The following is a 25,364-nucleotide window of genomic DNA, read 5'->3' as shown; positions in this document are numbered from 1 at the left end:
CTATAGGACCAATTGGAGTGACGTAAGTGGAATTGGTCGCTTCGCGCATTGCCTCCAACTTGGTGCCTTCAGCCGCTTCCTGAACGGAAGCTGAAAATGAGCTGATCGCAGGCTGTGCAGGGGGATATCGGTCACGTTCCGCACCAGGTCGGTCACGAGGCAATGTGATGTAAATCACAGGTTTGAGCGAAACCAGATGACCGCGAGATTGCGTCAGAGTGTGCCCGTTCGCCTGGATCTTGGTCCGTGTGGCCGGCCGGAGGACGCGGCTTGATGATCAAGGAGATGTGCGAAGGAGCAGGTCGATCCCTTGATGGCCATGGTGAGGCCCTCTCTGGAACGCCAGGCACCGCCTCGGCCGGCTCGGGTTCCCGCTGCGCCGGAACCCTGTCGAGAGGCCCTCGTCGCGGTGCGGCGAGGGCTTTCCTGGGGGTTTCCTGGGAGCTCTCGCCAGGGGGTTACCATCCGGTAAGCCAGCTAATCGGATGACCGATATTCACCGGGCCCTCTGAGTCGCCGAATCGGGGCGTTCGAGACTCCGCCGGAGCGCACTTGGGATCGCCGTACCGCTCGCGATGTGCATTCTCCGGATGGCCGAGCGGGGTTTTCTGGCCAGGCCCCACGATGATCACGGGGTTTTCGGGCAGGATGCCGGCGGTGATTGTCCGCCCGCCGCTGAGAAGGTGAGGCGACGAGCGTCGTTCGTGCTCGACGGCCAGTGGTGTCGTGATGTCTGCGCAGGTGGATCGGTGTGTTGTCGGTATGGGGTCCGCCTGCGACGGTTGTCCTCGGCGGTTTCCCGTGACCCGGAGAAGCGGTACGCGACCACGGATGCGGGAGCCTCCAGGATGCTTTCAGGTCCGCAATGGGGGCGCTCTTCAGGGAGCCGGCGGTGAGGCTCTGCGGAAACAGGTGTCAGGGTATTTTGCTCGTGTTCTCCATGCGTTCTCATGAATGATTTCCGTATTCGGATTTTATTGTGGTCAGTGATCATTGTTTTGATCGTTTGATTTCTCGTGACCCCGGCTGTCCGTTATTCGCGTGCTTTTCTCCCGGGCCGTGCCGGCGAAGTCGCGAAGGGGTCATGACCCCGAGGAAGCGCATTCCGTAATGCCGCTGTGAGAGGAAAGCCGGCCGAACCCGGCATGGGCGATCAAGCCGGGGAGGCCGAGAACGGGCCTGAGAGGCCGTGCGGGCGGCCGGCGCGGCGATGCCGAACAGGGCGGGCTGCCCGATCTCGTCGCCCACTAGCGAGGGGCCCCGTGATCGGGCACAAGGCAACGGGCCCAAGTCAGCGAGCACTAGGCACTGGGCGCGAGGGTGACGGGCACAAGGCGGGAGGCGCCAGAGGCGGGAGGCGCCAGAGGCGGGAGGCACAAGAGGCGGGAGGCACAAGAGGCGGGAGGCACAAGAGCGCGGGTAAAAGGAAAGGGCCCGGCTGCGAACAGCCGGGCCCTCCTGGACGTCAGGAGTCGGAGACTCAGACGATCTTGCCGGACCAGTTGGCCGCGGCGGCCTTGTAGACGCCCAGGGTCTCACCGTCGAAGTACGGCGAGATGCTGGTGTCGATCCGGCCGTTGCCGTCGGTGTCGGCGACACCGATGGTCACACCGTTCAGGTAGCCGAGCCGCTTGGCGTTGCTGTAGCGGTAGAGCCAGGACGAGCCGATGGCGCCCTCGCCCGTGAAGGAGGACTTGACCCCCACGAGCTCCTCGCCCTTGATGGCCGCGGAGCTCGCCTTGAAGGTCTTGCCGTACGCCCACTTCTGGGTCTTGCCCGTGAAGGCGTAGTTGCCGTCCGGGTGCGACCCGCTCGGGTAGCCGAACATGAAGATCGAGGTGCCGATCTTCTGGTTGTAGGCCAGGCCCTGACCACCGACGTTGGAGCCGAGGCTGCCGACGTCCTTCAGCGTGATCTTCAGCGTGCCGTGCGGCCGGTGGTCGTCGCGGGTCTGTGCCCAGAACGTCCGCGCGTAGTACTTGTACTTCGCGTGGTCGTTGTGGTCGCAACGGTCCTTGCCGGAGAAACGACCGTGGTCGTCGCACCAGTCGGGCTTGCCCGTCGGCCTGTGGGTGGGAGTCGCGGTGACCGTGGCGGTCGCGGTGACGGTCGCGGTCGCCGTGACCGTGGCGGTCGCGGTCGCGGTCGTCGTGACCGTGACGGTCGGCTGCGGCTTGGGCTTGGGCGGCTCCGGCTGCTTCAGCGTCTGGAGCTCGTTGTTCTCGCCGCTGGGCGCGGCCTTCGGCGTGAGCGGCTTGTCGTCGCCCTTCGGACCCTTGTAGTCGTCGCGGTCCCAGACCTTCTTGCGGAAGTAGAGGGTCTTGCCGTCACGGCTGACGTACGAGTCCGCGTGGCTCTGGTAGGCGCGCTCGCTGATCTCGTGGGTCTGGACGCCGGTGCCCTTGGCCCAGGGGCCGTTGCCGGTGAGGTCCCTGCCCCTGTTCAGGGCCTGGAACTGCCGGACGGAGACGGGGCCCGCGTGCCAGTCGCTCTTGCCGTGGTCACGTCCGCCGCGGTGCTTGCCGTCGTGGTCGTAGCGGCCACTGTGGCCCTTGCCGTGGTGGTCGTCGCGGCCGTGGTTGTCGTAACGCACGTCCGTGACCTGGACGCCGTTGTAGACGGTGACGAACGCGTAGTCGCGGTCGCCGTCCTCGTACACGCTGTAGTCGTAGTGCGTGTAAGCGGTCTTACCGACGTAGATGCCCCACGGGGTCTTGCCCTCGTAGTAGCCGGGGATGAAGACCCACCTGTCCAGAGTCGTGGCGTTCGACTTGGTGTCGTACACGCAGTGACCCGCGGTCGCCACCAGGTTCTTGTACTGCGACTGGACCGAGGTGGCCGAGCACCAGTGCGGCCTGCCGTCGGCGCCGATGAAGAACACCTTGCCGGTGGTCTTCGGCAGGTTCACGTTCTTGAGGCTGCCGGTGGCGGCCTTCTGGTCGCCGCTCGACCCGACAACGCCGGCCTTGGTGTCGGCGGACGCGCCACCCGTGGAAACGTGCTTCGCGGAGATCTTGGTCTCCACGCCGTACGGGGTGGCGTTGATCAGGTTGGCTCGCGCCTCACCGAACCAGAACGCGGCGATTTCCTTCGCGGCGAGGTTGGTCTTGGCGAGGTTGACGGACGGGATGGAGTCGGCGTGAGCCGGGGCGGCGATCGCCGCGGAGGCCAGCAGGCCGGCCGCGACCCCGCCGAGAGCGAGAGTGCGCTTCAAGAGGATCTCCCTGGTCTGTCGTGAGGCGTCACTTGCGCCCCATGCGTCAGTGAAGGAACGGTGGGAAGTTATAACGAGAAACCCTCTGAAAACAGAAATTTCACGGTTTCCTCTCCAGGCCCGCAGAGTCTTCGCCTCGGTGCGGTGGCCGCGTCACCGTGGCGATGTGGGGCCCGTCTTCGCTGATCACAGACCCATTCGGCCGCCTCGGCCCTTGTTCGATGCTGGACCGATCCAAGGAAGGTATGTGACGTAAATCACATCCATATGCCCATATCTATGCCGAATGGGAATGAGTCAATGGCGCGCCGGCGTGGCGTTCGGGGCGCCACCGAAAACGTCAAAAGCGACAAACGGCAAAGACGGGCACGCTTTAGTCCTGATAGGAACGTTTGTCAGCTTTTCCCATCGACGTCCGGCCGGTTCCGTCTCCATGTCGGGGTGGCCGGCCGGGGGGACGACGGCTCCGCCGGATCAGGGGGCGGCCGCGTCGGAGGCGTCGAAGGGGATCAGAAGCGTGCGCAGCAGGGCGGCGAGAGCCTTCTGCTCGTGCTGGTCGAGACCCGCGAGGAGTTCGCGTTCGCGGCGCAGCAGGTCGGCGAAGGCGGCGTCCACGCGGTGCATCCCGGCGGGGGTCAGCCGCACCAGCACGCCGCGCCGGTCCTCCGGATCCGGGCGCCGGGTGACCAGTCCTCCGGCGGCCAGCCTGTCGATGCGGTTCGTCATCGTGCCGGAGGTCACCAGGGTGGCGCGCAGCAGTGCGCCCGGGCTCAGCTCGTACGGTTCCCCGGCGCGGCGCAGGGCCGTCAGCACGTCGAACTCCCACGACTCCATGTCGTGCGACGCGAAGGCCGCGCGGCGCTCGCGTTCCAGGTGCCGGCTCAACCGGGAGACCCGGCTCAGCACTTCGAGAGGCGTCACGTCCAGGTCCGGGCGCTCCTGTCTCCAGGCCGCGACCAGCCGGTCCACTTCGTCCTCGACGGGCCTCGAGAAGGTCATGGGCCGAGTCTAGCTTCTCTTGACATCGAGATATCTCCCGCGATATCGATTTATCTCGACGTCAAGATAATGGAGGTGTGAGCATGGGTGCGGACATCTGGGATCCGGTGGTCTACGAGCGGTACGCGGCCGAGCGTGGCCGTCCCTTCCACGAGCTCATGGCCCGGGTGGGCGCCAAGTCGCCCGAGTATGTCGTCGATCTCGGCTGCGGCACCGGGGAGCTCACGGCGACCCTGTGTGATCGATGGCCCGGCGCTCAGGTGCACGGCGTCGACTCCTCGCCCGCGATGATCGCCAAGGCGCCGCCTGGGCCGACGTTCGAGGTGGCCGACGTCCGCGAGTGGCGTCCGCCGCGCCCGGTCGACGTGATCGTCTCGAACGCGCTCCTGCAGTGGGTGCCGGAACACCCCGACCTGCTGCGCCAATGGAGGAGCCACCTGACCGAGGGCGGCTGGCTCGCCTTCCAGGTGCCCGGCAACTTCGACGCGCCGAGTCACGCCGTCGTGCGCGAGCTGTGCCGTACGACCTGGCGGGAGGAGCTGGGCGACGTGCCGCGGGACGCGCCGGTCCGGGAGCCGGCCGACTACGTGGACCTGCTCGCCGGTCTCGGCTTCTCGGTGGACGCGTGGGAGACGACCTACATCCACGTGCTGCCGGGGGAGGACGCCGTGCTGAACTGGATCAAGGGCACCGCCCTGCGGCCCATGCTCGACCGGCTGCCGCCCGAGCGCCGCGCCGACTTCCTCGCCGACTGCGCCCGCGCCCTGCGCGCCGTCTATCCGCCCAGGCCGTACGGCACGCCGTTCCCGTTCCGGCGGATCTTCGTCGCCGCGCACCTGTGAACGCGCACCCGAGCGGGCCGGAGGGGCACGCCGCCGGCACGACCGCGCGGGGCTGAGCGCGTCACCGCTGAGCGCGTCACCGCTGAACGCGTCACCGCTGAACGCGTCACCACTGAGCGCGTCACCACTGAGCGCGTCCTCGGCGAGCGGAACGTACGGTTCACCTTGGGGGCCGATATGACCGTCAACCGGGACATTCAGGGGGAACGGTGGCGCTGGAGATCGAGGACAAGTTCGACGTTCCGGAGGGTTTCGCCCTGCCCGACCTCAGCGGCGTGCCGGGGTGCGAGGGGGTGTCCGAGCCGCTTTCCCACCGGCTGACCGCGGTCTATTTCGACACCCCCGATCTGCGGCTGGCGGCTCGCGGCGTCACCCTCCGCCGGCGGCGCGGCGGGGACGACGAAGGCTGGCACCTCAAGCTGCCCAAGGCCAAGGGGGCCCGTCAGGAGATCACCCGGCCGCTCACCCGCAGCGCCAAGGTGGTGCCCGCCGAGCTGGCGAGCCTCGTCCTCGCGTACACGCGGGGCGCCCCGCTCGCGCCGGTGGCCCAGCTGGAGACCCGCCGGAGCATCACCCGGCTGCTCGGCCCGGGCGGCCCGGGCGGCACAGGCGGCGCGGGTGGCACGAGCGGCGCGGGTGGCACGAGCGGCGCGGGTGGCACGAGCAACACGGGCAGCACTGTGCTTGTGGAGATCGCCGACGACCGCGTTAAGGGCACCGTGCTCGGTGACGAGCCGGTGGTGCGGCGCTGGCGCGAGGTCGAGGCCGAGCTCAAGGAGGGCGAACGCGACCTCCTCAAGAAGGTCGCCAAGCGGCTGCGCAAGGCCGGCGCCGCTCCCGCGGACAGCGCGAGCAAACTCGCCCGCGCCCTGGGCGACCGCATCCCCGCGCCGCCGCCGAGGACCCGGCCCGAGCCCGGTTCGGCCGGAGAGGTCGTCGTCGCCTACCTCCGCGCTCACGTCGACGCGCTGATCGCGCAGGACCCGCACGTGCGGCTGGCCGAGGAGGACGCCGTCCACAAGGCCAGGGTCGCCAGCCGCCGCCTGCGCAGCGCGCTCAAGGCGTTCAAGCGGATCGTCGCGGGCACCGAGGACATCCAGGAGGAGCTCAGGTGGCTCGGCGAGGTGCTGGGCGAGGCACGTGACCTGGAGGTCATCAGGGCACGCTTCGCCGCCCGGCTCGACGGCCTCGATCCCCGCTTCGTCACCGCCGGCGCGCGCCGCAGGCTGGGCGACGACCTGGCGGCCAGGGAGCACGAGGCGTACGAGCGGATCCGGCGCGTGCTCAGCGAGAGCCGATACTTCGCGCTGCTCGACGCCCTCGACGCGCTGGCCGCCGGCCCGCCGCTGACGGCCGCTGCGGCCAAGGACGCGGACAAGGCGCTGCCGAAGATCGTGGACCGGAACTGGCGGCGGGTGACCGACGCCTACGAAGCGGCGCGGCGTATGGAGGAGGGCGCGGAACGGGAGACGGCCATGCACGACGTGCGCAAGGCCGCCAAGCGCGCCCGATATACGGCGGAGGCCGCCGGCATGTCCGGCGCGGCCGAGCGCGCCAAGGAGGTGCAGGAGGTGCTCGGACGGCACCAGGACGGCGTCGTCGCCCAGGGCGTGCTGCTGGAGGAGGCGGAAAGGGCCCGCCAGGCCGGGGAGGACACCTTCACCTACGGCATGCTCGCGGGCATCGAGAGCGCCGAGGCGGCCCGGGCCCACGAGGAGTTCCCCGCCGTCTGGTCCCGCCTCGCCTGAGGGTTCAGGTCGTATAACGCTCGAGGCTGACAACGTGGACGGGGTCGGTGGCACCGTGAAGGAAGGCGCGGTGGAGCACGGCGAAGCCGCCCTTGGGGAGGGTGTGATCGGCGGTCCACACGCCGCGCAGCGCCCGGCCCGCCATGCCCAGCAGCTCGGGCAGGACCTTGCCGTGGCTGCACACCACCGCCGGCTCGGGCGCGGCGAGCAGCTCGCGCATCAGCCGTTCCGCCCTGCGCGGGTCGTAGCCGCTCTCCGACAGCGCCGTCTCCTCCCGCACCTCCAGCCCGTGCCGCTCGGCGTACGGCGTGAGCGTCTGCGTGCAGCGCCTGCTGTGCGAGCTGACCAGCACGGTCGGACGGTAGGCCCCCAGCACCGTGGCCAGCACCTCGGCCTGAGCGCGCCCGCGCTCGTCCAGTGGGCGCAGGTCGTCGTCGCCCTTCCACTCCTGCCGGGAGCCCGCCAGCGCGTGCCGCACCAGGATCAGCGGCGTGGTCGACAAGGGGGCGGCGCGAGCGGCGTGCAGCAGGCCGCGGTCCCACTTGTAGGTCAGGCGCCGCCGCGCCTCCTCGATCGGCAGCCACACCACCTCGTCGACCTCGTCGCCGTCGGCCGCGACCCGGTCGTCGAGAGCGCGGGCGAGCCAGTAGTCCACCCGCTTGAGCCGGTCACCGTGCATGTAGTGCACGGGCGGCAGCGCACGGCCGAGCACGACCTCCAGGCCGGTCTCCTCCCGCACCTCGCGCAGGGCCCCCACGATCACGTGCTCGCCGCGCTTGAGCTTCCCCTTGGGGAGGCTCCAGTCGCCGTACGCCGGGCGGTGCACGAGAGCGACCTCCGGGGCGTCCTCGTTCCCCCGCCAGACGACCGCCCCGGCCGCCCTGATCATGCCCGTGGCCATGTTTCCGACCCCGCCGTCGATCCGTCGATCCGTCGATCCGTCGATCCGTCAGTCCGTCACGTCGTCAGTCCGTCAATCCGTCACGTCGTCCACGGTCCGCCAGCGCCTTCCGGCGATCAGGTGGTGCTGGAGATCGACCTCGCCCCGGTGACGCAGCCACTTGCCGTCGGAGTGCAGCGTCCAGGCGGTGGTGGTGTCGCGGAACGCCAGGTCGAGCAGGTCGGACAGATACCGGCGCTGCTGCGGGCTGGCGACCTTGACCAGCGCCTCGACCCGGCGGTCCAGGTTGCGGCGCATCAGGTCGGCGCTGCCGATCCAGATCTCCGGCCGGCGCCCTCCGCCGAACTCGTAGATCCGGGAGTGTTCGAGGAAACGGCCGAGCACGCTGCGTACGCGGATGTTCTCCGACAGGCCGGGCACGCCGGGACGCAGGGTGCAGATGCCGCGGACCCACAGGTCCACCGGCACCCCCGCCTGCGAGGCGCGATACAGCGCGTCGATGATCGGCTCGTCCACGATCGAGTTGGTCTTGATCCGGATCCTGGCCGGACGGCCCGCCGTGCGGTGGGCGATCTCCTGCTCGATCCGGGCGAGCAGGCCCTGGCGCAGCGAGTTGGGCGCGACCAGCAGCCGGCGATACTCCGACTGGCGGGAGTAGCCGGTCAGGTGGATGAACAGGTCGGTGACGTCCTCGCCCACCTGGGGATCGGCGGTCAGCAGCCCGAAGTCCTCATACTGCCGGGCCGTCTTCGGGTTGTAGTTGCCGGTGCCGATGTGGCAGTAGCGCCGCAGCTCGCCGCCCGCCTCCTGGCGGACCACCATGGCCAGCTTGCAGTGCGTCTTGAGGCCGAGCACGCCGTAGACCACGTGGCATCCGGCCGTCTCCAGCTTGCGCGCCCAGGAGATGTTCGCGTGCTCGTCGAACCTCGCCTTGATCTCCACCACGACCACGACCTGCTTGCCCGCCTCGGCCGCGTCGATCAGCGCGTCCACGATGGGCGAGTCGCCGCTGGTGCGATAGAGGGTCTGCTTGATCGCCAGCACGTCCGGATCGGCCGCCGCCTCCTCCACGAACCGCTGCACGCTGGTCGCGAACGAGTCGTACGGGTGGTGGACGAGGATGTCGCGCTCGCGCAGCACGGTGAACAGGTCGTCCTCGGCGCTGATCGCCTCCGCCGGGACGAACGGCCGATAGTGCAGCTCCGGGCGGTCGAGGTCGGCGATGGCGTGCAGCCCGGTTAAGTCGAGCGGCCCGGGCAGGCGGTAGATCTCGTTCTCGGACACACCGAGCTCGTCCACGAGCAGCTCAAGCACCTGGGGGGTGATGGTGTCCTCGACCTCCAGCCGCACCGGCGGCCCGAACCGGCGGCGCAGCAGCTCGCGCTCCAGCGCCTTCATGAGGTTCTCGGTGACGTCCTCGTCGACCTCCAGGTCCTCGTTCCTGGTCACCCGGAAGACGTGGTGCTGCACGATCTGCATGCCCTTGAACAGCTCGCCCAGGTGGGCCGCGATCACGTCCTCAAGCGGGACGAACCGGTTCGGCGAGGCGGTCACGAACCGGGGGAGCTGCGAGGGGACCTTCACCCGCGCGAACACCGTGTGGCCGTCCTCCGGGTTCCGCACGGTCACGGCCAGGTTCAGCGAAAGACCCGAGATGTACGGGAACGGGTGGGCGGGATCGACGGCCAGCGGTGTCAGGACCGGCCGGATCCGCTCACGGAAGAGCTTGCGCAGCGCCGTCCGCTCGTCCCGCGCGAGGTCGTCCCAGCGGACGATCGCGATGCCCTGCTCGGCGAGCTCCGGGCAGATGCGCTCGTGGAAGACCGCCGCGTGCCTGCGGGCGAGGTCGTCGGCGACCGTCGCGATCCGCGACAGTGCCTCGCTCGGCTTCAGCCCGCCCGTCGTCCGCAGCAGCAGGCCGGTGGCCATCCGCCGTCTGAGCCCGGCCACCCGTACGCGGAAGAACTCGTCCAGGTTGCTCGCGAAGATGGCGAGGAACCTGACACGTTCGAGCAGCGGCACCGAGGAGTCCTCCGCCAGCTCCAGGACGCGCTCGTTGAACTGGAGCCAGCTCTCCTCCCGGTTGAGGAATCGATCGCTGGGCGGCGGAGTCTGCGCGGGGAGGTCGGTCTCCTCCGGCTCACGGGCGGGGGAGCTTTGGGCGGACATATAACGAAATATGCCCCAAGTCGTTGAACAGAACGTTAACTTAACCGCAACGAAACCGTCAGACCGCTCCGTCAGGCGGCGTTCGCCCCGATCCCCACGCCTTCACGCGTGTGGCTCCCGCGGGTCACCGGCGAGCGCCCGCAAACCGCCTCCCTCGGCATCGCCGGATCACTCTGAGCGGGGATCGCTCTGAGCGGGGTCGCCGGACCATCCTGAGCGGCTTTCCGCACGTCGCCGGCGAGCGCCTGCGAGACCGTCAGTCGGATCCCTTCACCCGCTCGCGCTGAAGGCGTTCCAGTTCCTTGGCCCGCTCGCGCTGCTGGCGTTCGAGCTGCTTGGCGCGTTCGCGCTGTTCGCGCTCCTGCGCCTTCTCCTGCTCGCGGCGGAGCTTCTCCTGCTCCTTCATCTGCCGTTCGAGCTCCTTGGCCCGTTCGCGCTGTTCGCGCTCCTTGGCCTTCTCCAGCTCGCGCTGCTGACGTTCGAGCTGCTTGGCGCGTTCGCGCTGCTCGCGTTCACGAGCCTTCTCCTGGTCGCGGCGGAGCTTCTCTTGCTCCTTCGACTCGCGCTCGGCGGGTCTCGCCGTACGGGTCTCCGCGGAGGGGGACAGGATCAGGCCGCGCGTCGCGGCGGTGAGCATGGGATTGGCGTCGAGGCCGGTGAGGCCGTTCCAGGACAGGTTCACCAGGTGGGCGGCGACCTCCTCGCGGCGCGGCTTGCGCACTTCGAGCCACCACTGTCCGGTGAGGGCGGTCATCCCCACGAGCATCTGGGCGTACATCGGCGCGAGCTTGGGGTCGTAGCCGCGCTCCTTGAACTCGTCGGCCAGCACGTCCTCCACCTGGCTGGCGATGTCGCTGATCAGGCTGGCGAAGGTGCCCGTGCCCGAGGCGGCGTGGGAGTCGCGGACCAGGATGCGGAATCCCTCGCTGCTCTCCTCGATGTACTGGAGGAGGGCGAGCGCGGCCCGTTCCAGCTTGATGCGGGCGTGCGAGGCCGACAGGGCCTGGGTGACCAGGCTGAGCAGGCGCTGCATCTCCCGGTCGATGACGACGGCGTAGATGCCCTCCTTGCCGCCGAAGTGCTCGTACACCACGGGCTTGGACACCTTGGCGCTGGCCGCGATCTCCTCGACCGAGGTGCCGTCGAAGCCCTTGTCCGCGAACAGGGCACGGCCGACCTGGATCAGCTGCTCGCGCCGCTCCGCGCCGGTCATGCGTCTTCGGGATCGGGAGGACTCGCTCACGGGTTCCATCATGGCGGGTGCGGCGGCTCGAACCCGGTTCGGGCCGGTTCGCGGTTGTTTGGCGGAAGTCGCCGGACGCGCCGGTACGACCACCGCGGAGGCGGGGGCCGTACGAGTGCCGAGGCCGGCCGAGGCCGAACGAGCCGGGGCCGAACGTGCCGGGGCCGAACGTGCCGGGACCGAACGAGCCGGGGCTTGACGGGCCGTTGCCGAACGGGCCGGTGCCGGGAGGGCGGATGTGGTGGACACCGCCGGAGGAGCCGCCGGAGGAGCCGCCGGGGAAGCCGCCGGGGAAGAGGGTGCCGATGCGGGGGGCGTCGGTGTGGGGGACGTCGGTGTGAGGGACAGGGCCGCCGCGTTACGCGGAGCGGCCCTGCCGTCACCGCTGACTGAGTCGTCAGGCAATGCGCTTCGCCGCCAGCCGCTCTGGGGTCGGCCAGCGCACGTCGTAGGCCCATCCGGCCTTCTCGAACCAGCGGATCAGGCCCGCGCTGAGGTCGATCTGGCCCTTCAGGGCACCATGCCGGGCGCAGGTGGGGTCGGAGTGGTGCAGGTTGTGCCACGACTCGCCGAACGACGGGATGGCCAGCCACCACACGTTGCGGGACTTGTCGCGCGACTCGAACACCTCCTCGCCGAACACGTGGCAGATGGAGTTGATCGACCAGGTGACGTGGTGCAGCAGCCCGATCCGGATCAGCGTGCCCCAGAAGAACGCGGTCAGCGCGCCCTGCCACGACCAGGTGATGAGGCCGCCCAGGACCGGCGGGAGCAGCAGCGAGGTGATCGCCAGCGTCGGGAACCACCGGTGCAGCTTCATGATGTCCGGGTCCTTGAGCAGGTCCGGGGCGTACTTGGCGCGGTTGACGCGCTCGACCTCGAAGAGCCAGCCCACGTGCGCGTACAGCAGGCCCTTGCACATCGACTTGAAGCCGGGCCCGAACCGCCACGGCGAGTGCGGGTCGCCCTCCTTGTCGGAGAACTTGTGGTGCTTGCGGTGGGCGGCGACCCAGTCCACCACCGACATCTCCAGCGACAGGCTGCCGGCGATCCCGAGCGCGATCTTCAGAGGCCGGTTGGCCTTGAACGAGCCGTGGGTGAAATAGCGGTGGAACCCGACCGTGACCCCCAAGCCGGACACGATGTAGAAGGCGGCGGCGATCGCGACATCAGTCCAGCCCAGGCCCCATCCCCAGGTGAACGGCACCGCCGCGATGACCGCGAGGATCGGAAGGCCGACGACGAGTGCGAAGACGACAAGATCGGCTTTGCTCTTGCCTTCCGGCTCGAACTCCGGCTTCGGCTGTGGTGAGGGACGTTCGGTCAGGACGGTCATGGGCTACCTCACGAGATGGGGAAGAATGTCTGGCTACGGAACCGTAACCTACGCCATCGTAAGTTAGGAATCCCTAAGAGCGAATGTGTGGAAGGTGACGCTCCGGGCCACATCTGGTGGCGAATCCACGTCTTGCACCAACGGTCGGCCATCTGGTAGTGCATCGCGCTCACTTACGGCCGCGTCGAGGATGCCGCGGCGTCGACGGCGATCTGCCCGGAATGTCCTCCCGATAACATCCCCGGCCGTCGCGCCCGGCGCCACACGCGGGCCTGCCGGACCGTTTGATGTGGTGCCGATGCCGGGCCGCGTCGGCGAGGCGGGCGCCGGCCTGCTCGCGGGCGTGCGCACAGCCCACGTCCGGCCTGCTCGCGCGGCATGGGGCGCGGTCTGTGCCCGGCCTGCTCGTCACGGGACGTCCGTGCGTTCCGCGGCTTCCGCCGGGGATTTCCCCGCGCTGGATTTTGGGGGCGCGCGGCGGGGGGACTGCTCTGTATCCTGAGTGCGGATTCCGGCGGGCGCCGGGATCCGACAAAACGGCACTTCGCGCCCATCCCGGGTCGTCTAGGGGCAAGACTACAGATTTTGGTTCTGTCAACGGAGGTTCGAATCCTCCCCCGGGAGCCTGTTTCGTCCGTTTGTCGGAGCCCCAGGGGGGCTGGTCCCCTCTTGGGGTACGGCAGGTAAGCTCACCTTGTCGAGCGGGTGACCGTGCGGTTCCTGGGTATTGGACGCGTGGGAAGCCGCCCTCAATCCATACAGTCACGATCCGTGTAGTGAGCCGCGACGCCGAGGGAGCCTCAATCCGTGAGTGTGCCGCGCCCGGCAGCCGTGATCGTCCTCGCCGCCGGCGAGGGCACCCGGATGAAGTCGAAAACCCCTAAAGTCCTCCACGAGGTCTGTGGCCGAGCGCTGGTCGACCACATGCTGGCCGCTGCGCGCGGCCTGTCGCCCGAGCGGCTGATCGTGGTCATCGGGCATGCGCGCGAGCAGGTCGGCGCCCATCTCGCGACGACCGCCGCGGACGCCCGCACGGTCGTCCAGGAGAAGCAGAACGGCACCGGCCACGCCGTGCGCACCGCGCTCGAAGCCGAGGGCCCGTTCGACGGCACCGTCCTGGTGACGTACGGCGACACGCCGCTGCTGCGCACCGAGACCATGGCGGCCCTGCTGGAACGGCACGCCGCCGACGGCAACGCCGTCACGGTGCTGACCGCCGTCGTCCCCGATCCGACCGGCTACGGCCGGATCGTGCGCGACGAGGACGGCGCGGTGCTGGAGATCGTCGAGGAGAAGGACGCGACCCCCGAGCAGCGCGCGATCGCCGAGATGAACTCCGGCGTGTACGCCTTCGACGGCGCGTTGCTGGCCGACGGCCTGAGGCGGATCGGCGCCGCCAACGCCCAGGGCGAGGAATACCTGACCGACGTGCTGGCCATCCTCCGCGAGGACGGCCACCGGGTGGGCGCGCACGTGGCCGCCGACCACGCCGAGGTCGAGGGCGTCAACGACCGCGTCCAGCTCGCCTTCGTCCGGCGCATGCTCAACGACCGCATCCTCCAGGCGCACATGCGCGCCGGCGTGACCGTCGTCGATCCGGCGAGCACGTGGGTCGACGCGGGGGTCGAGATGGAGCCCGACGCCGTGATCCACCCCGGCACCCAGCTCAAGGGCGCCACGAGGATCGGGGCGGGAGCCGAGGTCGGGCCCGGCACCACGCTGACCGACACGGTCGTCGGGGAGGAGGCCGTCGTCCGCAACACCGTCTCCGACGGCGCGGAGATCGGCCCCGGCGCCGTCGTGGGGCCCTTCTCCTACCTGCGCCCTGGCACCGTGCTCGGCGCCAAGGGCAAGATCGGCGCGTTCGTCGAGACCAAGAACGCGCGGATCGGCGAGGGCTCCAAGGTCCCGCACCTGACGTACGTCGGCGACGCGACGATCGGGGTCGGCTCGAACATCGGCGCCGCCTGCGTCTTCGTCAACTACGACGGCGTCGCCAAGCACCACACCGTCGTGGGCGACCACGTGCGCGTGGGCAGCGACAACATGCTCGTCGCCCCGGTCACCATCGGGGACGGCGCCTACACGGCCGCCGGATCGGTGATCACGTCGGACGTGCCGCCCGGGGCGATGGCGGTCGCCCGCGGCAAACAGCGCAACATCGAGGGCTGGGTGGAGCGCCGCCGCGCCGGCACCCGGTCCGCGGAGGCGGCCCGGCGGGCGACCGAAGCCCGCGACGCGGCCGCGGCGAACGGCGGGGACCCCGCCGGTGACCAGAGCCGGTGACCAGAGCCGGTGACCAGAGCCGGTGACCAGAGCCGGTGACCAGAGCCGGCGCCTAGAACCGGCGAACAGCGCCGTCCATGAGGACCACCTGCGGCCCGCCTCTCCGCGGGCCGTACGGGGACAGGAAAAGAGTACGAGGCGCGGTTCCGGCCGCGTAGCGCCGAAGGGCCAGGCCAGGAGGACACCGTGACCGACCACATCGACCGGGCGAAGGGGTTTGCGGCCCCCGGGCGAGACGGGGGGACGGCGTTACACCCGGCCCGGCCCCAGCACCATGCCCGGTACGGCGAACAGGCTCGACACGCGAGGAGCGCGGCATGAGCGGCAAGAAGACGACCGACGAGCGGAACCTGATGTTCTTCTCCGGCCGGTCCCACCCCGAGCTGGCCGACGAGGTCGCGCAGGCCCTCGGCGTCGAGATCACGCCGACGGCGCTGCGTGACTTCGCCAACGGCGAGATCTACGTGCGCTATCTGGAGTCGGTGCGCGGCTGCGACGCCTTCGTCATGCAGAGCCACACGGCGCCGATCAACCAGTGGATCATGGAGCAGCTGATCATGGTGGACGCCCTCAAGCGGGCCTCCGCCAAGCGGATCACCGTGATCATGCCGTTCTACGGCTACAGCCGGCAGGACAAGAAGGGCCGCGGTCGCGAGCCGATCACCGCGAGGCTGATGGCCGACCTGTTCAAGCAGGCCGGCGCCGACCGCATGATGTCCATCGACCTGCACACCTCGCAGATCCAGGGCTTCTTCGACGGTCCGGTGGACCACCTGTTCGCCCTGCCGGTCCTGATCAACTACCTGCGCGGCAAGCTCGACCCGGCGACGACCACGATCGTCTCCCCCGACACCGGCCGCGTACGGCTGGCGGAGCGCTGGTCCGACACACTGGGCACGCCGGTGGCGTTCATCCACAAGCGGCGCGACCTCGACGTGGCCAACCAGGTGAAGGTGCACGAGGTGGTCGGCAAGGTGCGCGGCCGGACCTGCGTGCTGATCGACGACATGATCGACACGGGCGGCTCGATCTGCAAGGCGGCCGACGCCCTGTATGAGCACGGCGCGACCGACGTCATCGTGGCCGCCACGCACGCGATCTTCTCCGACCCGGCGGTGGACCGGCTCAAGAACTCCCGCATCTCCGAGGTGGTCGTGACCAACACGCTGCCGATCCCTGAGGAGAAGAGGTTCGACAGCCTCACGGTCCTGTCGATCGCCCCGCTGCTCGCCCGGGCCATCACCGAGGTCTTCACCGACGGCTCCGTCACCAGCCTCTTCGAAGGCGACAGCTGAGCGGTACGGGTCCCCGGTCAGGCCGACCGGCCGTCCGGGGGCCCGCGCACGTCCTCAGGCGACACGTGCCGCCGAATAGCGACACGTGCCGGTGAATAACGCGTGCCCGTGAGCAACGTCCCTCACGTGGACGTTCCTCAAGCGGCGGGTTTTCCCTTCAGTAAAGGGCCTTCATCGCCTCCCGCACCTCCTTGAGGGTGTCGTCGGCGATGGCGTTGGCCCATTCGTTGCCGTCGCGCAGCACCTGGCGGATGTGGGCGCGGTCCCGGGCCAGCTCGGCGCGCCGCGCCCGGATGGGCGCGAAATGGTCGTTGACCGCGTCGGTGACGACGGCCTTCAACGCCGCCGCTCCCCGGCCGCCGATCTCCCCGGCCACCTCGTGCGGGTCGCGCCCCAGGCACAGCGCGGCCAGGAGCACCAGGCTGGAGACCTCGGGCCGGGCCACCGGGTCGTACGTGATGTGGCGGTCCGCGTCGGTCTTGGCGCCGCGGATCATCCGGGCGGTCTCGTCCGCGGTCGCGGCCAGCGCGATGGCGTTGCCCCGGCTCTTGCTCATCTTGCCGCCGTCGGTGCCGAGCAGCAGCGGAGCCGCGGACAGGAGCGCCTCCGGCTCGGGGAACACCGGGCCATAACGGCTGTTGAAGCGGCGGGCGACGGTGCGGGCGACCTCCAGATGGGGAAGCTGGTCCTGACCGACGGGCACGAGGCCGGCCTTGCAGAACAGGATGTCGGCGGCCTGGTGCACCGGATAGGTGAACATCAGCCCGCTGACCGCCGACTGGCGCGAGTGTGCGATCTCGTCCTTGACCGTGGGATTGCGGCCCAGCTCCGCGACCGACACCAGGCTGAGGAACGGCAGCAGCAACTGGTTCAGTGCGGGGACGGCGCTGTGCGTGAAGATCGTGGCCCGGTCCGGGTCGATGCCCACGGCCAGGTAGTCGAGCACCAGGTCCTCCACGTGCTCGGCCAGCCGGTCGGCGACGTCGCGGTCGGTCAGGACCTGATAGTCGGCGACGAGCACCATCACGTCCACGCCCAGGTTCTGCAGGCGGACGCGGTTGTGCAGGGTGCCGAAGTAGTGCCCCAGGTGCAGCCGGCCGGTCGGACGGTCACCGGTCAGCACGCGGAACCGTCCCGGCCGCTCGTGGATCTGTCTTTCCAGCTCGGCGCTGCGGCGCCGGGCGGCCGGCACGCCGAGCTCGTCGTCGTCCGGGGCGGCGTCGATGATCGTGGTCATGGTCTCTCCCTTGGCAGGTGGTCCGCCGTCCCGACGGCGACCCCTCGTCCAGGGAGCACGAAAAAGGGCCGTCCATCCGAACGGCCCGGTCGTACGCGTGTGAGATGGCCGCTCCTACGTGGAGCGCCACCAGCCCTGACACAACGTACGAATCACGCGGCCAGTTTAACGGCCACCAGGGGACTCGCGGCAGACCCCGAGCGGCGCGCCTGCGTGCGCGACGCTCCTGGCGCGCCTCCGGCGCGATGCTTCTGGCGCGCCATCGGCGCGACGCACGGTAGGGTAAGAGGGTTGCGCTCGTAACGCCTTCCGCTAGGGCGGGTGAGGGGGAGCGCGCCAATCCCGTCGAGTCATCCCTAGGAGATGTGCCGTGTCCGAAGTACGCATCGCCGCCGAGCTCCGCAACGAGTTCGGCAAGGGCGCCGCCCGCAAGATCCGCCGGGCCAACAAGGTCCCCGCCGTCCTCTACGGCCACGGCACCGAGCCCAAGCACCTCACCCTCCCCGGCCACGAGCTGCTGCTCGCGCTGCGCACGCCGAACGTGCTCATCCGCCTGCAGGGCGAGGGCGTGGACGAGATCGCGCTGCCCAAGGGCGTCCAGCGCGACCCGATCAAGGGCTTCCTTGAGCACGTCGACCTGCTGCTGGTCAAGCGCGGCGAGAAGGTCACCGTCGAGATCCCGGTCACCGTCGTCGGCGACCCGATCGGCAGCGCGATCGTCGAGCAGCCGCTGAACACGATCTCGGTCGAGACCGAGGCGACCCACATCCCGACCGGCGTCGAGGTGGACGTGAACGGTAAGGACGCCGGCTACACCGTGCACGCGGGCGACCTGAAGCTGCCGAGCGGCACGACGCTCGCCGGCGACCCCGAGGCGCTGGTGCTGCACGTGATCGCCGCGCCGACGGCCGGGCTGCCCGAGGAGGGCGAGGCCGCCGAGGGCGAGAGCGCCGAGGCCGCCGAGTAGGACCCGTTCGTGGCAGAGTCCTCCGCAGAATGTCTGTGGAGGACTCTTCCATGTGAGCCGGCGGTGGAGCCGGCGGTGGAGCCGGCGGCAGAGCAGGCGGCAGAGCAGGCGGCGAAGCGAAGCAGACAGCGGAGGAGACAGCGATGTCCGACACGTCCGCGCAGCGGTGGCTGGTGGTGGGCCTGGGCAACCCCGGGCCGGAGTACGCCGGGAACCGGCACAACGCGGGCTTCATGGTGGCCGACGAGCTGGCGGCCCGGGTGGGCGGCCGGTTCAAGGCGCACAGGTCGCGGGCCGAGGTGGTCGAGGGCCGTCTGGCCGCGCTCCCGGTCGTGCTGGCCAAGCCGCTGTCGTTCATGAACCTGTCGGGCGGCCCGGTGAAGGCGCTGGCCGACTTCTACAAGGTCACCCCCGACCGGGTGATCGTGATCCACGACGAGCTGGACATCCCGTACGGCGCGCTGCGCGCGAAGATCGGCGGCGGAGACAACGGCCACAACGGCCTGAAGTCGATCACGAAGGCGCTCGGCACGCGCGATTACTCCCGGATCAGGTTCGGCATCGGCCGCCCGCCGGGCCGCATGGACCCGGCGACGTTCGTGCTGCGCGACTTCGCCACCGCCGAGCGCAAGGACCTGCCGTTCCTCGTCGACCGGGCGGCCGACATGGTCGAGTCGCTCATGACCGCCGGTCTTGAGGCGACGCAGAACCGCTTCCACGCCGCCGATCTGAATCCGGCGAAGCCGCCCCGCTGAGACCGCGCGAATCCGCCCCGCCGGCGTCGCCGGTTTCGCGGTGTGCCGAGCCCGGCCACTCCATGAGGTTCTGCAGCAGCTCCGCCTGCTCGATCGCGTCGTCGAGCGCGTTGTGGGTGTGCGGGCGCCGCGAACGCACCTCGCGCGGCATCTGACGCTTGGTCGCCCAGGCCACCGGCACCACGGCCTTGGCGGCGTACAGCGTCTTGATGTCGATGCACCGCGAGTGGCCGAAGGGCGACTGCCCGGTGAAGCGGAGGAAGTACCAGTACATCCACATCCAGTCGTACGACAGCGGGAAGGCCGCGAGCACCGGCAGGTCGTCGCCGCACACCTCGCGCACCCAGGCCGCCGCCTCGGTCATCGCCTCGGCCGGGTCGCGTCCCTCACGCAGCAGCGTCGCCCGGTCGAGGCCGGTCACCGCCAGCGCCTCCGCCACATGGTCGTCGCTGATCGGCCGTAACTCGGCGTAGAACGTCAGCGCCTCCGGGTCGGTCCGCTCGAACCGCCGCCCGGTCATCCGCCCGGCCACGGTCATGCCGAAGCTGACCATCGAGTACGGCCCCGGAATGGGGCCGTCCGCCTCGACATCGACCGATATGTACGTTTCGGCTTTCAACGAATCTCCCTGAGACGCCGTGGTGACGCCGCTAGCATTCCATCACCGTCGGTAGTGGCAGGATTGCGGGGGGCGACAGTGCTGGACGGCGATACGGCCGCGCTCGCCGTCGGCATGTCCCGGGACACGCCCGCCCATCCGATGCCGCGCCCGCCCGTGTGGGCCGTGCGATATCGGCTCACCGCGGCCTTCTGCGACATCGTGGGGGCCCTTCTCGCTGGGGTCACCGCCGTGGTGATCCGGTTCGGCGAGGTTACTCCGTACGTCATGCCTTATGTGATGGTGAGCGCCGCGCTGCCCGCCGTCTGGGCGATGATCCTCGTGCTGAGCCGGGCGTACGAGCCGCGCCTGATCGGTGTGGGGGCTGAGGAGTTCCGCCGGGTCGCGCGGGCCGGGTTCACGCTGATCGCGGGGGTCGCGATCGTGGCGTACGCGTCGAAGACCGGGATCGCCCGCGGCTACGTGCTGATCGCGCTGCCGCTCACGACCGTGCTCACCCTCGCGGCGAGGTACGGCCTGCGGCAGCGGCTGCACCGCAGGCGGGCCAGGGGCGAGGGCTGCATGCGCAGGGTCGTGGCGGTGGGCCACCGGGCGGCGATCGCCGAGCTGGTCGAGACCTTCCGCCGGGAGCGCTACCACGGCATGGAGGTGGTGGCCGCCTGCGTGCCCACCCGCGCCTCCGGGCAGGTCGCCGACGTGCCGGTGCTGGGCGACTTCACCGACGTGCCGCTGGTGGTCGAGCAGGTCCGGGCCGACACGGTTGCGGTGCTCGCCTGCCCGGAGCTGGACGGCACGGCGCTGCGCCGGCTGGCCTGGCGGCTGGAGCGGACGCGCACGGACCTCGTGGTGGCGCCCGCGCTGATGGAGGTGGCCGGCCCGCGGATCGCGATCCGCCCCGTCGCCGGGCTCCCGCTGCTGCACGTGGAGCATCCCGAGCTCGCGGGAGGACGCCGGGTGGTCAAGGGCGTGTTCGACCGGCTGGTCGCCGCCGTGGCGCTGGTGCTGCTCGCCCCGCTGCTGGCCGCCGTCGCCGTGGCCGTACGGGTGACCAGCCCGGGGCCCGCCCTGTTCCGCCAGCGGAGGGTCGGCAGAGACGGCGTGGAGTTCACGATCCTGAAGTTCCGCACCATGCGGCGCGACGCGGAGGCCCGCAAGATCGAGCTGGTCAGCGATGCCGACGGTGTGCTGTTCAAGGTGCGCAGAGACCCGAGGGTGACCCCGCTCGGCGCCGCGCTGCGGCGTTACTCCGTCGACGAGTTGCCGCAGCTCATCAACGTGCTGCGGGGCGACATGTCGCTCGTCGGGCCGCGTCCGCCGCTGCCCGAGGAGGTCGCGCGCTATGGCGACGACGTGCGCCGCAGGCTCGTGGTGCGGCCCGGGCTGACCGGGCTCTGGCAGGTCAACGGCCGGTCCGACCTCTCCTGGGAGGAATCGGTACGGTTGGACCTACGTTATGTCGAGAACTGGTCTCTCATGCTGGATCTGCAGATCTTATGGAAGACGTGGTCTGCGGTCGCACGCGGGGCGGGAGCGTACTGAGAAATGACGATGCGGGACGACCACACCCTCGCCGGCGAGCTGGCGACGGAGGCGGGGGAGCGGCTCCTGGGCCTGCGCGCCCGTCTCGGGTTCGACGACGGCCGGGCGCTGAAGGACGCCGGAGACCGCGCGTCCCACGAGTTCCTCATGGACGCCCTGAGGCGGCTGCGGCCGGACGACGCCGTGCTGTCGGAGGAAGCGACCAGCGAGGAGCGGATGGACCCCCGGCGGCTGTCGGCCGAGCGCGTCTGGATCGTCGATCCTCTCGACGGCACCCGCGAGTTCTCCGAGCAGGGCCGCACCGACTGGGCCGTCCACGTGGCGCTCTGGCAGCGCGGCGCCCTCGCGGCCGGGGCCGTCGCCCTGCCTGCCCAAGGCCGTACGCTCACGACCGCGGCGCCGCCCGAGCTGCCGGAGAAGGTGCGTGAGCCGTTCCGCATCGCGGTCAGCCGCACCCGGCCGCCCGAGTTCGTCCGCGAGCTGGCCGCCCGCCTCGGCGGGGAGCTCGTCCCCATCGGCTCGGCCGGTGCCAAGATCGCCGCGGTCCTCACCGGAGAGGTCGAGGCGTACGTGCACGCCGGGGGTCAGTACGAGTGGGACTCGGCCGCGCCGGTCGCGGTGGCGGTCGCGGCGGGAGCCCACGCGAGCAGGATCGACGGCACACCCCTGACCTACAACCAGGAGAACCCCTGGCTGCCGGATATCCTGGTCTCCCTACCGGATCTGGCGCCAACGTTGCTCGCCGGAATCCGTGACCTGCATCGCCAGACTCCGTGAAGGAAGTCCCTAATGCTTCAGCGTGACTACACCACGTCACAGCTCGACGTGCTCGAGGCCGAGGCGATCCACATCATGCGTGAGGTCGCGGCCGAGTTCGAGCGCCCCTGTCTGCTCTTCTCCGGCGGCAAGGATTCCATCGTCATGCTGCGGGTCGCGGAGAAGGCCTTCTGGCCGGCGCCGATCCCGTTCCCCCTGATGCACGTGGACACCGGGCACAACTTCCCCGAGGTCATCGAGTTCCGCGACCGGCGCGTCGCCGAGCTGGGCGCGCGCCTGGTGGTCGCCTCGGTCCAGGCGTCGATCGACGCCGGGCGGGTGGTCGAGCAGACCGGGCGGCGGGCCTCCCGCAACCGGCTGCAGACCACGACGCTGCTGGACGCCATCGAGGAGCACGAGTTCGACGCGGTGTTCGGCGGAGCCCGGCGCGACGAGGAGAAGGCCAGGGCCAAGGAGCGGGTGTTCTCCTTCCGCGACGAGTTCGGCCAGTGGGACCCGAAGAACCAGCGCCCCGAGCTGTGGAACCTCTACAACACCAAGATCAGCAGGGGTGAGCACATCCGGGTGTTCCCGCTGTCGAACTGGACCGAGCTGGACGTGTGGCACTACATCCGGCGCGAGGGCATCGAGATCCCGTCGATCTACTTCTCCCACACCCGGGCGGTCTTCGAGCGTGACGGCATGCTGCTGGCCGACGCCGAGGTGGTCCAGCGGGGCGACGACGAGCCCACGTTCGAGGCCGTCGTCCGCTATCGCACGGTCGGCGACATGACCTGCACCGGTGCGGTCGCCTCGACCGCCACCACGATCGACCAGATCATCGACGAGATCGCCGCCACCCGGATCACCGAGCGCGGCGCGACCCGGGCCGACGACCGGGCCTCCGAGGCCGCCATGGAAGATCGCAAGAAGGAAGGCTACTTCTGATGGACATCCTTCGTTTCGCGACGGCGGGCAGCGTCGACGACGGCAAGTCGACGCTGATCGGGCGGCTGCTGTTCGACTCCAAGGCGATCTTCGAAGACCAGCTCGAAGCGGTCGAGCGCACCTCCCGCGACCGGGGCACGGAATACACCGACCTGTCGCTGCTCACCGACGGCCTGCGGGCCGAGCGCGAGCAGGGCATCACGATCGACGTGGCCTACCGCTACTTCGCCACGCCCAAGCGGAAGTTCATCATCGCCGACACCCCGGGGCACATCCAGTACACCCGGAACATGGTCACCGGCGCCTCCACGGCCGACCTGGCGATCATCCTGATCGACGCGCGCAAGGGCGTGCTGGAGCAGTCGCGCCGGCACGCCTTCCTGACCACGCTGCTGCGGGTGCCCCACCTGGTGCTGGCGGTCAACAAGATGGACCTCGTCGACTACTCCGAGGCCCGGTTCGAGGAGATCCGTGAGGAGTTCACCGCGTTCGCGAGCAAGCTGAACGCGTCCGACCTCACGTTCATCCCGATCTCGGCGCTGCACGGCGACAACGTGGTCTCCCGCTCGGAGAACATGCCGTGGTATGAGGGCTCCTCGCTGCTGCACCACCTGGAGAACGTGCACATCGCCTCCGACCGCAACCTGGTCGACGTGCGCTTCCCCGTGCAGTACGTCATCCGCCCGCACAGCGCGACCAGCCAGGAGCTGCACGACTACCGGGGATACGCGGGGCAGGTCGCGGGCGGCGTGCTCAAGCCGGGCGACGAGGTGCTGCACCTGCCGTCCGGCCTGACCACGACGATCACCGGGATCGACACCTTCGACGGCCCGGTGGAGGAGGCGTTCGCGCCGATGTCGGTCACGCTGCGGCTGGGCGACGACATCGACATCTCCCGGGGCGACATGATCTGCCGGCCGAACAACCAGCCGCAGGCCGCCCAGGAGATCGACGCGATGATCTGCTGGATGGCCGACGGCCTGAAGCTCCAGCCGCGCTCCAAGCTGATCATCAAGCACACCACCCGTACGGCCCGGGCCCTCGTGCGCGACCTGCACTATCGACTCGACGTCAACACCCTGCACCGGGACGAGTCGGCCACCGCTCTCGGCCTGAACGAGATCGGCCGGGTGGCGCTGCGGACGACCCAGCCGTTGTTCGTGGACGACTACGCGCGCAACCGCCTCACCGGCGGCTTCATCCTGATCGACGAGGCCACCAACGGCACCGTCGGCGCCGGGATGATCGTCGACGCGCGCTGAGGGGGGCCGGGCGGCGGGAGCTATGACGCGACGAGCTTGTCCAAGGGCAGGCCGGGGTCGGCCAGCGCTTGAGGGGTGACGGGCGTCCCGGTGCGGATCAACGCCTTGATCGGCTCGACGACGTCCCAGATGTTGACGTTCATGCCGGCCAGGACGCGATCGCCGCTGAGCCAGAAGGCGATGAACTCCCGCGCCGCGACGTCGCCCCGGAAGACGACCTGGTCGTAGCCGCCGGGCTCGACGTGACCGACATACTCCATGCCGAGGTCGAACTGGTCGGTGTAGAAGTAGGGCAGCTCCTCGTAGGCCGCCTCCCGGCCCAGCATGGTGGCGGCGGCCACCCTGGGCTGCTTGAGCGCGTTGGCCCAGTGTTCGACCCGTACGCGCCTGCCCAGCAGGGGGTGGTGGGCATTGGCGACGTCTCCGGCGGCGACGATGTCCGGGTCGCCGGTGCGCAGGGCCGCGTCCACCAGGATGCCGTTGTCCACCGGCAGCCCGGCGCGTACGGCGAGCCGCACCTCGGGCTCGGCGCCGACACCGACGAGGACGGCGTCGGCGGGGATCTCCTCGCCGCCGCCCAGCCGTACGCCCGATGGCGTGATCTCGCTGACGACGACGCCGAGCCGCAGATCGACACCGTGGTCACGGTGCAGGCCGGCGAAGACCCGGGCGACCTCGGGCCCGAGCACGCGCAGCAAAGGCAGCTCGGCCGCCTCCAGCACCGTGACCGCGACGCCGGCCTGCCGGGCCGCCGCGGTGACCTCCAGCCCGATCCAGCCGGCCCCGATCACGGCCAGCCGCGACACGCTCCCGAGGACCTCCTTGAGCGACTCGCAGTCCTCGATCGTGCGCAGGTAGCGCACGTGGGGCGCGTGCGCGCCGGGGATCGGCGGCGTGCGCGGGCGGGCCCCGGTGGCCAGCAGCAGTTTGTCGTAGCCGACCGCGCTGCCGTCGGTCAGCTCGACGCGCTGGGCGCCGCGGTCGAGGCCGGTCGCCGCCACGCCGAGCCGCAGCTCGACGTCGTGCTCGGCGTACCAGCCTTCCGGGTGGACGAAGAGGCCGGCCCGATCGGTCGTGCCCATCAGGTAGCCCTTGGACAGCGGGGGCCGCTCGTAGGGACGGTGCGGCTCGGCGCCGACCAGCGTGATCCGCCCGTCGAACCCCTGCTCCCGCAGGGCCTCGGCGGCCTTGGCTCCGGCCAGACCGGCTCCGACGATCACGAATCTCCGCGGTATCACGATGATCTCC

19 protein-coding genes and 1 tRNA gene are annotated in these 25,364 nt (G+C 70.0%); 11 read left to right on the top strand and 9 right to left on the bottom strand.

Translation table 11 applies throughout. The features are described 5' to 3' along the window. Nucleotides 1-1,480 precede the first annotated feature (1,480 nt). Together FLX08_RS42655 and FLX08_RS35805 are read right to left on the bottom strand one after the other, a co-directional pair. The gene (locus FLX08_RS42655) at nt 1,481-3,214 is read right to left on the bottom strand and encodes a trypsin-like serine peptidase (protein WP_244313131.1); all 1,734 of its coding nucleotides are present in this window, start codon (nt 3,212-3,214) and stop codon (nt 1,481-1,483) included. 474 nt (nt 3,215-3,688) lie between these two features. Next, a complete protein-coding gene (locus FLX08_RS35805; protein ID WP_142624691.1) occupies nt 3,689-4,213 on the bottom strand; it encodes a MarR family winged helix-turn-helix transcriptional regulator in 525 nt (174 codons plus the stop codon). A gap of 83 nt (nt 4,214-4,296) precedes the next feature. Between FLX08_RS35805 and FLX08_RS35800 the strand changes: the two genes are divergently transcribed. Next, nucleotides 4,297-5,055 (top strand): trans-aconitate 2-methyltransferase, encoded by a 759-nt coding sequence (locus FLX08_RS35800; RefSeq protein ID WP_208761877.1) that lies wholly within the window; start codon nt 4,297-4,299, stop codon nt 5,053-5,055. 209 nt (nt 5,056-5,264) lie between these two features. Further along, the gene (locus FLX08_RS35790) at nt 5,265-6,803 is read left to right on the top strand and encodes a CYTH and CHAD domain-containing protein (RefSeq protein WP_142624690.1); all 1,539 of its coding nucleotides are present in this window, start codon (nt 5,265-5,267) and stop codon (nt 6,801-6,803) included. A 4-nt stretch (nt 6,804-6,807) separates the two neighbouring features. Here the strand turns inward: FLX08_RS35790 and FLX08_RS35785 are convergent, their stop codons facing one another. The 4 genes from FLX08_RS35785 to FLX08_RS35770 form a co-directional block, all read right to left on the bottom strand. Then, nucleotides 6,808-7,704 (bottom strand): NUDIX hydrolase, encoded by an 897-nt coding sequence (locus tag FLX08_RS35785; RefSeq protein ID WP_244313130.1) that lies wholly within the window; start codon nt 7,702-7,704, stop codon nt 6,808-6,810. A 72-nt stretch (nt 7,705-7,776) separates the two neighbouring features. Next, the gene (locus FLX08_RS35780; RefSeq protein ID WP_142624689.1) at nt 7,777-9,873 is read right to left on the bottom strand and encodes an RNA degradosome polyphosphate kinase; all 2,097 of its coding nucleotides are present in this window, start codon (nt 9,871-9,873) and stop codon (nt 7,777-7,779) included. 256 nt (nt 9,874-10,129) lie between these two features. Further along, nucleotides 10,130-11,125 (bottom strand): TetR/AcrR family transcriptional regulator, encoded by a 996-nt coding sequence (locus FLX08_RS35775; RefSeq protein ID WP_142624698.1) that lies wholly within the window; start codon nt 11,123-11,125, stop codon nt 10,130-10,132. Between the two features lie 388 nt (nt 11,126-11,513). Continuing rightward, a complete protein-coding gene (locus FLX08_RS35770) occupies nt 11,514-12,452 on the bottom strand; it encodes an acyl-CoA desaturase (RefSeq protein ID WP_142624688.1) in 939 nt (312 codons plus the stop codon). Nucleotides 12,453-13,005: 553 nt separating this feature from the next. Between FLX08_RS35770 and FLX08_RS35765 the strand changes: the two genes are divergently transcribed. The 3 genes from FLX08_RS35765 (at nt 13,006) to FLX08_RS35755 (ending at nt 16,033) form a co-directional block, all read left to right on the top strand. Further along, nucleotides 13,006-13,076: transfer RNA gene (locus tag FLX08_RS35765), tRNA-Gln, on the top strand. Nucleotides 13,077-13,259: 183 nt separating this feature from the next. Continuing rightward, entirely contained in the window at nt 13,260-14,738 is a 1,479-nt protein-coding gene (gene glmU, locus FLX08_RS35760; RefSeq protein WP_142624687.1) for a bifunctional UDP-N-acetylglucosamine diphosphorylase/glucosamine-1-phosphate N-acetyltransferase GlmU, read from the top strand. Between the two features lie 317 nt (nt 14,739-15,055). After that, nucleotides 15,056-16,033 carry a ribose-phosphate diphosphokinase gene (locus FLX08_RS35755; protein WP_142624686.1) on the top strand — a complete coding sequence of 326 codons (978 nt, stop codon included), beginning with the start codon at nt 15,056-15,058 and terminating at the stop codon, nt 16,031-16,033. A 157-nt stretch (nt 16,034-16,190) separates the two neighbouring features. Here FLX08_RS35755 and trpS read toward each other — a convergent pair whose 3' ends face one another. Then, on the bottom strand, nt 16,191-17,270 hold the full coding sequence (gene trpS / locus FLX08_RS35750) for a tryptophan--tRNA ligase (protein WP_142624685.1): 1,080 nt from the start codon (nt 17,268-17,270) through the stop codon (nt 16,191-16,193). Nucleotides 17,271-17,640: 370 nt separating this feature from the next. On the opposite strand from trpS, the gene FLX08_RS35745 reads away from it, so the two are divergent. Then, nucleotides 17,641-18,237, top strand: coding sequence for a 50S ribosomal protein L25/general stress protein Ctc (locus tag FLX08_RS35745; protein ID WP_142624684.1), 597 nt, complete (start codon nt 17,641-17,643; stop codon nt 18,235-18,237). A gap of 143 nt (nt 18,238-18,380) precedes the next feature. Next, nucleotides 18,381-18,992, top strand: coding sequence for an aminoacyl-tRNA hydrolase (gene pth, locus FLX08_RS35740; protein ID WP_142624683.1), 612 nt, complete (start codon nt 18,381-18,383; stop codon nt 18,990-18,992). Here the strand turns inward: pth and FLX08_RS35735 are convergent. Beyond that, the gene (locus FLX08_RS35735; RefSeq protein ID WP_208761876.1) at nt 18,916-19,611 is read right to left on the bottom strand and encodes a 3'-5' exonuclease; all 696 of its coding nucleotides are present in this window, start codon (nt 19,609-19,611) and stop codon (nt 18,916-18,918) included. The genes pth and FLX08_RS35735 overlap by 77 nt on opposite strands. Before the next feature lie 114 nt (nt 19,612-19,725). Between FLX08_RS35735 and FLX08_RS35730 the strand changes: the two genes are divergently transcribed. The 4 genes from FLX08_RS35730 to cysN are packed head-to-tail and all read left to right on the top strand — an operon-like array spanning nt 19,726 to nt 24,116. After that, nucleotides 19,726-21,150: a sugar transferase gene (locus FLX08_RS35730; RefSeq protein WP_142624697.1), complete on the top strand. Its 1,425-nt coding sequence runs from the start codon at nt 19,726-19,728 to the stop codon at nt 21,148-21,150. A gap of 3 nt (nt 21,151-21,153) precedes the next feature. Next, nucleotides 21,154-21,927, top strand: coding sequence for a 3'(2'),5'-bisphosphate nucleotidase CysQ (locus FLX08_RS35725; protein WP_142624682.1), 774 nt, complete (start codon nt 21,154-21,156; stop codon nt 21,925-21,927). A 12-nt stretch (nt 21,928-21,939) separates the two neighbouring features. Next, complete coding sequence (gene cysD / locus FLX08_RS35720) at nt 21,940-22,854, top strand: sulfate adenylyltransferase subunit CysD (RefSeq protein WP_142624681.1); 915 nt, start codon at nt 21,940-21,942, stop codon at nt 22,852-22,854. Beyond that, the gene (cysN, locus tag FLX08_RS35715; protein ID WP_142624680.1) at nt 22,854-24,116 is read left to right on the top strand and encodes a sulfate adenylyltransferase subunit CysN; all 1,263 of its coding nucleotides are present in this window, start codon (nt 22,854-22,856) and stop codon (nt 24,114-24,116) included. The genes cysD and cysN overlap by 1 nt, the downstream gene beginning before the upstream one ends. A 20-nt stretch (nt 24,117-24,136) precedes the next feature. On the opposite strand, the gene FLX08_RS35710 is transcribed toward cysN, so the two are convergent. Then, the gene (locus FLX08_RS35710; RefSeq protein WP_244313129.1) at nt 24,137-25,354 is read right to left on the bottom strand and encodes an NAD(P)/FAD-dependent oxidoreductase; all 1,218 of its coding nucleotides are present in this window, start codon (nt 25,352-25,354) and stop codon (nt 24,137-24,139) included. Nucleotides 25,355-25,364: the final 10 nt, after the last annotated feature.

The organism is Microbispora hainanensis (assembly GCF_006874475.1).
GTDB lineage: Bacteria > Actinomycetota > Actinomycetes > Streptosporangiales > Streptosporangiaceae > Microbispora > Microbispora hainanensis.
Note: the sequence above shows the minus strand (reverse complement) of the source record. Positions and strands in the feature narration are given on the sequence as shown.

Excerpts from the sequence above, each read along its gene's own strand:
- FLX08_RS35805 (WP_142624691.1), bottom strand. The coding sequence starts at position 4,213 with ATGACCTTCTCGAGGCCCGTCGAGGACGAAGTGGACCGGCTGGTCGCG.
- FLX08_RS35800 (WP_208761877.1), top strand. The coding sequence starts at position 4,297 with ATGGGTGCGGACATCTGGGATCCGGTGGTCTACGAGCGGTACGCGGCC.
- FLX08_RS35785 (WP_244313130.1), bottom strand. The coding sequence starts at position 7,704 with ATGGCCACGGGCATGATCAGGGCGGCCGGGGCGGTCGTCTGGCGGGGG.
- FLX08_RS35780 (WP_142624689.1), bottom strand. The coding sequence starts at position 9,873 with ATGTCCGCCCAAAGCTCCCCCGCCCGTGAGCCGGAGGAGACCGACCTC.
- FLX08_RS35775 (WP_142624698.1), bottom strand. The coding sequence starts at position 11,125 with ATGGAACCCGTGAGCGAGTCCTCCCGATCCCGAAGACGCATGACCGGC.
- FLX08_RS35770 (WP_142624688.1), bottom strand. The coding sequence starts at position 12,452 with ATGACCGTCCTGACCGAACGTCCCTCACCACAGCCGAAGCCGGAGTTC.
- FLX08_RS35755 (WP_142624686.1), top strand. The coding sequence starts at position 15,056 with ATGAGCGGCAAGAAGACGACCGACGAGCGGAACCTGATGTTCTTCTCC.
- trpS (WP_142624685.1), bottom strand. The coding sequence starts at position 17,270 with ATGACCACGATCATCGACGCCGCCCCGGACGACGACGAGCTCGGCGTG.
- pth (WP_142624683.1), top strand. The coding sequence starts at position 18,381 with ATGTCCGACACGTCCGCGCAGCGGTGGCTGGTGGTGGGCCTGGGCAAC.
- FLX08_RS35730 (WP_142624697.1), top strand. The coding sequence starts at position 19,726 with ATGTCCCGGGACACGCCCGCCCATCCGATGCCGCGCCCGCCCGTGTGG.
- FLX08_RS35725 (WP_142624682.1), top strand. The coding sequence starts at position 21,154 with ATGACGATGCGGGACGACCACACCCTCGCCGGCGAGCTGGCGACGGAG.
- cysD (WP_142624681.1), top strand. The coding sequence starts at position 21,940 with ATGCTTCAGCGTGACTACACCACGTCACAGCTCGACGTGCTCGAGGCC.
- cysN (WP_142624680.1), top strand. The coding sequence starts at position 22,854 with ATGGACATCCTTCGTTTCGCGACGGCGGGCAGCGTCGACGACGGCAAG.